Consider the following 9392-nt stretch of genomic DNA (forward strand, 5'->3'; position numbering starts at 1 on the left):
GGTCACCTAAGCCGCCTCGCCGACAAGGTTTGCATAGCCGCTTGCCTCGAGTTCCAGCGCTAGCTCCTTGTCGCCCGACTTCACCACCTGACCCTTGAAGAGCACATGCACGGAGTCCGGGACGATATATTGCAGGAGCCGCTGGTAATGCGTGATGACGATGATCGAGCGGTCAGGCGAGCGCAGTGCATTGACGCCCTCGGCTACGATCTTCAGCGCATCGATGTCGAGGCCGGAGTCGGTCTCGTCGAGCACGCAGAGCTTCGGCTCGAGCAGCTTCATCTGCAGGATCTCGGCGCGCTTCTTCTCGCCGCCTGAGAAGCCGACATTGAGCGGCCGCTTCAGCATGGCCATGTCCATGTTGAGGGCTTCGGCCCCTTGCTTCACCTTCTTCAGGAGGTCGGGAATCTTCAGTTCCGGCTCGCCTCGCGCCTTGCGCTGCGCGTTGAGCGCCACCTTGAGAAACTCCATCGTGGGCACGCCGGGAATTTCGAGAGGGTACTGGAAGGCCAGGAAGATGCCTGCAGTTGCCCGCTCGGCCGGATCCATTTCGAGGATCGAATGACCGTTGAAGAGGATGTCGCCCTCGGTAACCTCGTAATCCTCGCGACCGGCAAGGATATAGGACAGCGTCGATTTGCCGGAGCCGTTCGGCCCCATGATGGCGGCCACTTCGCCATCCCTCACCGTCAGGTTCAGCCCGCGGATGATCTCGGTCCCGTCTTCGACGATGCGGGCATGGAGGTTCCTGATTTCAAGCATTTTTCTTAGTTCTCACGACTTTGCGTAATCTACTTCACGAGAGCGAGCAGCATCGCTCCGACGAATCTCATTCCAGCTAGCGCCAATTGAAGCCAGTCGAACAAATCCACCCACCGTCCCGCACGTTCCATCCGCTCGCGCAGATAGACATGGCGACGTTTGGGTTCCTTGCTCACCCCACGCTTCCCTCAAGGCTGATGCCGATAAGCTTCTGCGCCTCGACGGCAAACTCCATCGGCAGTTCCTGGATGACTTCCTTGACGAAGCCGTTGACGATGAGCGCGATCGCCTCCTCTTCGGGAATGCCGCGCTGCATGACATAGAACTTCTGGTCCTCGGAGATCTTCGAGGTGGTAGCCTCGTGCTCCAGCTTGGCCGAAGAGTTCTTGGCCTCGATGTAGGGCACCGTGTGCGCGCCGCAGTTGTTGCCGATCAGGAGCGAGTCGCAGTTGGTGAAGTTGCGCGCGTTTTCGGCCTTGCGATGCACGCTCACCTTGCCGCGATAGGTGTTCTGCGAGAAGCCGGCGGCGATGCCCTTGGAAATGATCCGGCTCGACGTGTTCTTGCCGAGATGCAGCATCTTGGTGCCGCTGTCGACCTGCTGATAGCCATTCGAGACGGCGATCGAATAGAACTCGCCGCGAGAGTCGTCGCCACGCAGGATGCATGATGGATACTTCCAGGTGATTGCCGAGCCGGTCTCGACCTGCGTCCACGAGATCTTCGAGCGATCGCCGCGGCAGTCGCCCCGCTTCGTCACGAAGTTGTATATGCCGCCCTTGCCCTGGGCATCGCCAGGATACCAGTTCTGCACGGTCGAATACTTGATCTCGGCGTCGTCCAGAGCGATCAGCTCGACGACCGCGGCGTGCAGCTGGTTTTCGTCGCGCTGCGGCGCCGTGCAGCCTTCGAGATAGGATACGTAGGCGCCCTCCTCGGCAATGATCAGCGTGCGCTCGAACTGGCCGGTGTTGCGCTCGTTGATACGGAAATAGGTGGAAAGCTCCATCGGGCAGCGCACGCCCTTCGGCACGAAGACGAAGGAGCCGTCGGTAAAAACGGCCGAATTCAGGGCTGCATAGAAATTGTCGCCTTGCGGCACGACCGAGCCGAGGTATTTCTTGACCATTTCGGGATGCTCGCGGATCGCCTCCGAGATCGAGCAGAAGATCACGCCAGCGGCTGCCAGCTCCTTCTTGAAGGTCGTGATGACGGAGATGGAATCGAACACAGCGTCGACCGCGACTCGGCCCGACTTGTAGACGTTGTCGTCGGCCTCGCCATCACCGCCGTTCGGTTTCCTGACGCCGGCCAGGATCTCCTGCTCCTTCAGCGGGATGCCGAGCTTCTCGTAAGTCTTCAGGATTTCCGGATCGACTTCATCGAGGGAGCGCGGCCCGGCATAGCTCTTCGGCGCCGCGTAGTAGTGGACATCCTGGAAGTCGATCTTCGGGTAGGCCACGCGCGCCCAGCTCGGCTCCTCCATGTCCAGCCAGCGGCGATAGGCATGGAGACGCCATTCGAGCATCCATTCGGGCTCGTGCTTCTTGGCCGAGATCAGGCGGATGATGTCTTCGTTCAGGCCTTTGGGGGCCTTGTCCGTCTCGATCGAGGTTTCGAATCCGTATTTGTACTGGTCCACATCGATTTTACGGACCTGCTCGATCGTCTCCTGCACAGCAGGCATATGCGTTCTCCATCCTCGCCGGGGTCAAGGCCCGGCAGTCTTCAAACTATGGCACCGCCGCGACGGCGTGGCCCTCATATAGTGCAGCCCGGCTCAAACTTCACCCGGTTACTCCATTTTAAAGGAGCAAAAACCGCACCAATTCCGCGGCCTTGTGGCCGCATGCCGCATCTGGAGCAGGATGAATGCAGTAGGTCATTCGTCCTGCTTCAGCCTTTGTTTCTAACAGCATGATCTTGCCCGAAAAGTCTGCAACTTTTCGGGATCATGCTCTAAGCGGCCTTCGTTCGTTGCTCGTGCCGGCCGACGATCGCGGCCAGAGCGTCCGCGAACAGTTGAAGCTCCTCGTCGCTGGTCGAATGGCCAATCGAGACGCGTAGCGCGCCGGCGTCGTCGCCAAATCCCATCGCCTTCAGCACATGGCTGGGCCCGACCTTGCCGGAGGAGCAGGCGGAACCGGCCGAGACGGCCACACCTGCCAGGTCGAAGGCGATCTGCGCGGTCTCGGCCTTGATGCCGGGCAACGCGAAGAAGGTGGTGTTCGGCAGGCGCTCGGCGTCCTTGCCGAAGATCATCGCTCCAGGCATGAGCCTGAGGATCATATCCTCGATACGGTCGCGACGTGCCCGAACGGCATTCATGTCGCCGAGCCTCTGCGCAGCTTCCGCCGCAGCCGCCCCGAAGCCGGCGATGGCCGCGAGGTTTTCCGTGCCTGCGCGGTGACCCTTTTCCTGCCCGCCGCCACGCACCAGCGGCATCGGCATCATGAGGTCGGATTTGGCAACGATAGCGCCGGCGCCCTTAGGTCCGCCGACCTTGTGCGACGACACGATGAGGTAGTCGCCGCACGAGATATCGACGGGGACACGTCCGACCGCCTGCACGGAATCCAGCACAAGCACCCCGCCTGCCTCGCCGACGAGCCTGGCAATCTTTGCGACCGGCTGGATAACACCGGTCTCGTTGTTGGCTGTATGTACAGCGACCAGCGGCAAGCCCTCGGATCTCTCATGGGAAGCAAGCGCTGCTCGCAGCGCATCGAGATCAAGCAGGCCGTCACTCCCCACCGGAAGCACGTGGACCTGGTCCTTTCCGAAGCGGCCGCCTGAGAGCAAACACGGGTGATCCGAGGCGGCAACATAAAGCCGCGACATCCTCACGGCGCCGCGTCCCATCTGCCAGTCCGGCGTAAGCAAGGTGGTAGCTGCTTCCGTCGCGCCGGAGGTGAATACGATGTGCCCGGGCTGGGCTCCGACCAGCCCGGCGACCGAGCGCCGCGCCGCCTCGACGACCTTGCGAGCGGCGCGACCTTCGGCATGCACCGAGGACGGGTTTGCGTCCACATCGAGCGCGGCAAGCATCGCTGCACGCGCCGAAGCCAGCAGCGGTGCGCTCGCATTGTGATCGAGATATGCGCGTCTTTCGGCCATCTTCCGCCGATACCAACTCTCAATTCGCGGTCGCGGGGTCAGTTGCGTTATTTCCTTGAATTTTCAAGGTCAGCCGTCCTATTTACCCGCTTTGCCGACGGGGCGGTGCGGCTACTGCCCCAGTTTTGAACAATTCTAAACTAGCTTCTATGGAGCCGCTGGCGCCGCGTCAAGGCCGCATTGGGCGGGTTGCCGACGCGAGGCGCGCGGAAGCTGGTGAGTGCGGAGTAACGAATGCCTGAGGTCATTTTTGCGGGTCCGGCCGGACGTCTCGAGGGCCGCTATCAGCCGTCTAAGCAGAAGAATGCACCGATCGCGATCGTGCTTCACCCGCATCCGCAATTCGGCGGGACGATGAACAACAAGATCGTCTACGAGCTGTTCTACATGTTCCAGAAGCGCGACTTCACGACGGTGCGCTTCAACTTTCGTGGTATCGGCCGCAGCCAGGGCGAGTTCGATCATGGCACCGGCGAGCTGTCCGACGCAGCCGCCGCGCTCGACTGGGTTCAGTCTCTGCATCCCGATTCAAAAAGCTGCTGGGTTGCGGGCTATTCTTTCGGTGCGTGGATCGGCATGCAGCTTCTGATGCGCCGTCCGGAGATCGAAGGTTTCATCTCGGTGGCGCCGCAGCCCAACATCTACGATTTCTCGTTCCTCGCCCCCTGCCCGTCGTCCGGTCTCATCATCCACGGCGATGCCGATAAGGTCGCCCCGCCCAAGGATGTACAAACGCTTGTTGACAAGCTCCATACACAAAAGGGCATCACTATTACTCAGAAAACTCTGAAGGGCGCGAACCACTTCTTCACCGGCATAGAAGATGTATTGCTGGGCGAATGTGCCGATTATCTGGACCGCCGCCTCGCCGGCGAGCTCGCGGACCCCCGGCCGAAACGACTGAGATAACTCGCCATCCCCTTCCAGCCACTGCACTTTTCGCTGACCAGCGACTCTTTGAAGATTAGCCGGGATCATTACTCGACAGTTAACCATTGTCGTGTCACGTTTCTTGTGCAGCGAATCGCTGCGTGGAAGCGGGGTAAACGGATGAGCAGATTCGAAGTCTACAAGGCCAAGAATGGCGAAACGCGATTCCGCTATCGTGCGAGCAATGGCGAGATTATGTTCACTTCAGAAGGCTACAAGGCCAAGGCCTCGGCGATCAGATCGATCGAGTCCCTGAAGAAGAACATCGCTGCAGCCAACATCGAGGAGATCGTAGACATGGCTAAGAAAGCTACACCCAAGGCGGCAGCAGCGCCGAAGGCAGCGACTAAGAAGACCACAGCAAAACCTGCGGCCAAGGCGGCAGCAGCCAAGCCTGCAGCAAAGGCGGCAAAGCCTGCAGCCAAGCCGGCGGCGAAGCCAGCAGCAAAGGCACCGGCCAAAGCGGCAGCGGCAAAGCCGGCTACCAAAGCTGCAGCTAAGCCTGCAGCAAAGGCGGCAAAGCCTGCAGCTAAGGCGGCGGCGAAGCCAGCAGCAAAGGCACCTGCCAAGGCAGCAGCGGCAAAGCCGGCTACCAAAGCTGCAGCAAAGCCTGCCGCTAAGGCCGCCACCAAGCCGGCCGCCAAGGCGAAGGCACCTGCGAAGAAGGCCAAGGCCTGACAAGCTGACTGCGATTACGCGCAGTCAGATCGGGCGGGCGCGCACCCCGCCACTCGCGGCTTTCCGGCACCCAGTAGTCGTTGGAAAGGTGAGTGGCAGGCCCTTCAGCGAGCGAACCGCAAGGTGAGCCCAGGCTTCAGCCTCGATGAAGTCACCGCGCAAGCAGGCGTCTTCGGCGAGGATAACTTCGGCTAGAGTTCTGGCCGCGCCCTCTTTGAGGTCGCGGAACATGTGTGGGTTCTTCCGGCCGCCACCGGAGACGATCCAGAGGCTTGGTCTGTCGGGCAGATGCTCGACCGATTTCAGGATCGCTTCCGCGGAAACGGCAGCCAGCGTGCGTGCACCGTCGGCAAGGTCCATTCCATCGGCCTCGGCAAGAGTGAAGTCGCCGCGGTCCAGCGACTTCGGTCCGCTCTTTGCAAAGAACGGATTGTCGAGATACCGCTTGACGACGGTGCGCACCACGCTCCCTTCGCTGGCGATCGTGCCATCGGCATCGAACGGCACGCCGCCTTCACGTGCGACCCATTGGTCGATCAGTGCATTGCCGGGACCCGTATCGAACGCGATCGGGTCCCCTTTGCCGACATATGTGATGTTGGAGATCCCGCCGATATTGACGAATACGACGGGGCTCATCCTGGCGTAGGGCTCAGGCAGCGAGCGGGCCAATGCGGCGTGGTAGGCAGGCACCAGCGGTGCGCCCTGCCCGTCTTCCTTCATGTCGTTGGCGCGCATGTCATAGATGACCGGGATGCCGGTCGCGCGTGCAAGCAACGGACCGTCGCCTAGCTGAACTGTGATGCCGGCCTGCGGTCGATGCAAAACAGTCTGGCCGTGAAAGCCGATCACCTCCGGCCTGCGCCAATCGGCCGGAGCTCGCTCGAGCAGTGACCTGACCGCTTCCACGTGGCGCTCGGTGATAGCTTCCTCCAGTTGGGCCAGATCGCCGGGCCTGTCTTCGCGTCGGCTGATCGCCTTGGCAGCTTCGAGACCGGCCTCGATCGCGCGGCGGAACGGAGCGGGATAGCCGAAGAAGGCCGTTGGCCCGAACTCGACATGGCTTTCGCCATCGGTTCTGAGCATGGCCGCATCGATGCCGTCCATCGATGTTCCGCTCATCAGCCCAATCGCCGTCATCAAGGCCATAGCCGTCGTCCTTGTGATTCCACTCGTCCAGATGCTAAAGGCGCGCGTCGTGGCTTGCCAACTCAGCCGGCGCATTTCCCGGGAAACAGAAAATGTCCGCCTTCAAATCCGATTTCCTGCGCGTGCTCGACGAGCGCGGTTTCATTCACCAGATCTCCGATCCTCAGGGTCTGGACGATCTCTTCGCGAGGGAGACGGTGACCGGCTATATCGGATTTGACGCCACTGCAAAAAGCCTGCACGCTGGCTCACTCATCCAGATCATGATGCTCCATTGGATGCAGCAGACCGGCCACCGCCCGATCGCATTGATGGGCGGCGGAACCTCGATGATCGGCGATCCGTCCTTCAAGGATGAGGCTCGCAAACTGCTCACGCCGAGGGATATCGACGACAATCTCGCCGGCATCCGCCGCAACTTCGCTCCTTACCTGAATTTCGGTGAAGGGCCTCGCGACGCGCTGATGGTCAACAATGCCGACTGGCTGCTGTCCCTCAACTATGTCGATTTCCTGCGCGATGTCGGTCGACACTTCTCCGTCAACCGCATGCTCTCCTTCGAGAGCGTGAAGCTGAGACTCGAGCGCGAGCAATCCCTGTCGTTCCTCGAATTCAACTACATGATCCTGCAGGCTTACGACTTCGTCGAGCTTCACAAGCGCTATGGCTGCAGGCTGCAGATGGGCGGCTCCGACCAGTGGGGCAACATCGTGAACGGCATCGATCTTGGCCACAAGCTGGGCGCATCGCAGTTGTTCGCATTGACCTCTCCGCTGCTCACCACATCGTCTGGCGCGAAAATGGGCAAGAGTGCTTCCGGCGCCGTCTGGCTCGCGGGAGAAATGCTGAGTCCGTATGACTTCTGGCAATACTGGCGCAACACTGAAGATGCTGACGTCGGGCGCTTCCTGAAGCTCTACACAACACTTCCTCTCGACGAGGCCGGGCGGCTTGCAAGCCTCGGCGGGTCGGAGATCAACGAGGCGAAGAAGGTTCTGGCGACCGAGGTTACTGCGATGTTGCACGGCCGCGCAGCAGCCGAGGCCGCCGCCGAAACAGCGCGCAAGACCTTCGAAGAAGGTACGCTTGCCGAAAGCCTGCCGACCGTCGAGGTACCGAAAGCATCGCTAGAGGCCGGCCTTGGCTTGCTTTCGTTGTTTGTCACAGCGGGGCTTGCCGCATCGAACGGCGAGGCAAGGCGTCATGTCCAAGGCGGCGCCGTGCGCCTCAACGACGAGCCGGTAAAGGATGAGCGTCGTGTCGTGGACTTCTCCGATCTCGGGTCAGAGGGCGTTATCAAGCTTTCGCTTGGCCGCAAGAAGCACGTCCTCGTGCGGCCGGTGTAGCTGTAAACAGGATGCCGAACCGAAAGTCAGTGCAGCAAACAGTTTCAGACTTTTCGGATAGGGAGTCAGCGTCCGTTTGATCCCCTGCTTCGCTGAAGGGTGAAGTTGGCGAAGCGGAGTGGCCGGTCGCCCGTGGCGAGGGCCGGAGCACCGCCGCCATGATCAGCGCCGTGAGCTGACGCCCTGGGGAGGGCCGGCCGCCGATGCGGTTCATGCATCGCCCCGCGTGCCAGCCGGTGCACAGTGCCCGCCAAATGCGGCGGAGCGCTGGTCGAGGTCGATGACCGCGTCCGCCATCGCCAGAACGCCGGTGATGTCTCGGTCGAGCCGCAGGATCGCCTCGCGGCTCGCGGCCGGCCTTAGATAGCTGGGCGGCTCGAAATAGTCGCCGCCGCCAGCCTTCGGTACCGTCAGAAGCAGGCGATCGTCGCGCGCCAGCGCCTGTGGGCGGCCGAGGCCGGGCCGGTCCCCGAGCGCCAGAAAGCGCTCCATGAAGGCCGGGGTGAGCAGCGCCCTCGCGCCGATCTGATCGTTACCCCAGACCTGGTAGAAGTTCTCGAAGCGCGGGTCTTCCAGCCGCACCCGCTCGCGTCCGTTGCGCGCCAGCCAGTCGTGCACCCTGTCGAACAAGCCGCTCTGCAAAACGACCGCCGTGGTGCCCTTCAGCCGCCACGGCAGCCCGATCACGACAAGCAGCCCATCGAAGCTCGTGCGTCGCTCGTCGCCGGAGCCGACATGCAACGTCAGTTCCACGATGCTGACGGCGAGGCCGCGATAGGTGCCGGCCAACTCGTCTTCGGCGGTCGCCCGGTCGAAGCTGCGGAAGAGGCGTTCCTCGCTCAGTTGCCGCATGTCGGGCATGGCCGCGGGACGATAAGTGATGTCGCCGAAGCGCGCCGCGAGCAGGGGCAGTACACGCTGCTTGTACATGCTGCGGTAGCGGTTGCCGAGCGCCAGCGAAGCCCAGGCATAGCCGGCGAAGCCGCCACCGGCGGCGGTGAAGACGAGATCGGAGAGATCGGCCGTCCCATCGAGGCCCGCCAGCGCGAACGCGCCGACCGCGCAGAGCGGCACCCGCCACCGCGCCCGCCTGTTGATCTCGCGCACGGTGTCCCGCCGCGTCGCCTCCAGTTCGTCGAGCACCGGCTTGATGGGCGTGATCAGGGCATCGGCTGCTGCAGGGTCGGGCGACGAAACGGAACCCAGCAGCCAGAACAGGGTGGCCCCGGCGGCCACGCCCAGCACGACCAGGCCGGTGACGAAGCCGAGCACCAGGCCGCCCACAAGCCCCGCCAGGTCGGGCGAATGCCAGAGGCTGACGACCAGGACTGCGGTGAAAGCGGCCGCGGCAAGAGCGGCGGCGCCGGTGATGACCGCCTTGCCAAGACGGGCGCTGCTTTTCGGCATGAC

8 protein-coding genes and 1 pseudogene are annotated in these 9392 nt (G+C 62.2%); 3 read left to right on the forward strand and 6 right to left on the reverse strand.

The features are described from left to right. Positions 1 to 6 precede the first annotated feature (6 nt). The 4 genes from sufC to SAZ10_RS19205 all read right to left on the reverse strand — a co-directional run bounded on the left by sufC (position 7) and on the right by SAZ10_RS19205 (position 3879). The gene (sufC, locus tag SAZ10_RS19190; RefSeq protein WP_318610959.1) at positions 7 to 762 is read right to left on the reverse strand and encodes a Fe-S cluster assembly ATPase SufC; all 756 of its coding nucleotides are present in this window, start codon (positions 760 to 762) and stop codon (positions 7 to 9) included. A 29-nt stretch (positions 763 to 791) separates the two neighbouring features. Next, a complete protein-coding gene (locus SAZ10_RS19195) occupies positions 792 to 938 on the reverse strand; it encodes a hypothetical protein (protein WP_318610960.1) in 147 nt (48 codons plus the stop codon). Beyond that, complete coding sequence (gene sufB, locus SAZ10_RS19200) at positions 935 to 2449, reverse strand: Fe-S cluster assembly protein SufB (protein WP_318610961.1); 1515 nt, start codon at positions 2447 to 2449, stop codon at positions 935 to 937. Before sufB ends, SAZ10_RS19195 begins: the two co-directional genes overlap by 4 nt. 272 nt (positions 2450 to 2721) lie before the next feature. Then, positions 2722 to 3879: a cysteine desulfurase family protein gene (locus SAZ10_RS19205; protein ID WP_318610962.1), complete on the reverse strand. Its 1158-nt coding sequence runs from the start codon at positions 3877 to 3879 to the stop codon at positions 2722 to 2724. A gap of 234 nt (positions 3880 to 4113) precedes the next feature. Here SAZ10_RS19205 and SAZ10_RS19210 point away from each other — a divergent pair, with 234 nt between their 5' ends. Further along, positions 4114 to 4788, forward strand: coding sequence for an alpha/beta hydrolase (locus tag SAZ10_RS19210; protein WP_318610963.1), 675 nt, complete (start codon positions 4114 to 4116; stop codon positions 4786 to 4788). A gap of 141 nt (positions 4789 to 4929) precedes the next feature. Continuing rightward, positions 4930 to 5115: pseudogene (locus SAZ10_RS19215) on the forward strand (YegP family protein); the annotation flags it as partial. 396 nt (positions 5116 to 5511) lie between these two features. Here SAZ10_RS19215 and SAZ10_RS19220 read toward each other — a convergent pair. Further along, complete coding sequence (locus tag SAZ10_RS19220) at positions 5512 to 6636, reverse strand: anhydro-N-acetylmuramic acid kinase (protein ID WP_318610964.1); 1125 nt, start codon at positions 6634 to 6636, stop codon at positions 5512 to 5514. 92 nt (positions 6637 to 6728) lie between these two features. Here SAZ10_RS19220 and tyrS point away from each other — a divergent pair, with 92 nt between their 5' ends. Continuing rightward, complete coding sequence (tyrS, locus tag SAZ10_RS19225) at positions 6729 to 7982, forward strand: tyrosine--tRNA ligase (RefSeq protein ID WP_318610965.1); 1254 nt, start codon at positions 6729 to 6731, stop codon at positions 7980 to 7982. 210 nt (positions 7983 to 8192) lie between these two features. Here the strand turns inward: tyrS and SAZ10_RS19230 are convergent, their stop codons facing one another. Further along, positions 8193 to 9389: a DUF3137 domain-containing protein gene (locus SAZ10_RS19230; RefSeq protein ID WP_318610966.1), complete on the reverse strand. Its 1197-nt coding sequence runs from the start codon at positions 9387 to 9389 to the stop codon at positions 8193 to 8195. Between the last annotated feature and the right edge of the window lie 3 nt (positions 9390 to 9392).

This window comes from Mesorhizobium sp. BAC0120 (assembly GCF_033542235.1).
Classification (GTDB): Bacteria; Pseudomonadota; Alphaproteobacteria; order Rhizobiales; family Rhizobiaceae; genus JAWRCU01.

Excerpts from the sequence above, each read along its gene's own strand:
- sufC (WP_318610959.1), bottom strand. The coding sequence starts at position 762 with ATGCTTGAAATCAGGAACCTCCATGCCCGCATCGTCGAAGACGGGACC.
- sufB (WP_318610961.1), bottom strand. The coding sequence starts at position 2,449 with ATGCCTGCTGTGCAGGAGACGATCGAGCAGGTCCGTAAAATCGATGTG.
- SAZ10_RS19205 (WP_318610962.1), bottom strand. The coding sequence starts at position 3,879 with ATGGCCGAAAGACGCGCATATCTCGATCACAATGCGAGCGCACCGCTG.
- SAZ10_RS19210 (WP_318610963.1), top strand. The coding sequence starts at position 4,114 with ATGCCTGAGGTCATTTTTGCGGGTCCGGCCGGACGTCTCGAGGGCCGC.
- SAZ10_RS19220 (WP_318610964.1), bottom strand. The coding sequence starts at position 6,636 with ATGGCCTTGATGACGGCGATTGGGCTGATGAGCGGAACATCGATGGAC.
- tyrS (WP_318610965.1), top strand. The coding sequence starts at position 6,729 with ATGTCCGCCTTCAAATCCGATTTCCTGCGCGTGCTCGACGAGCGCGGT.
- SAZ10_RS19230 (WP_318610966.1), bottom strand. The coding sequence starts at position 9,389 with ATGCCGAAAAGCAGCGCCCGTCTTGGCAAGGCGGTCATCACCGGCGCC.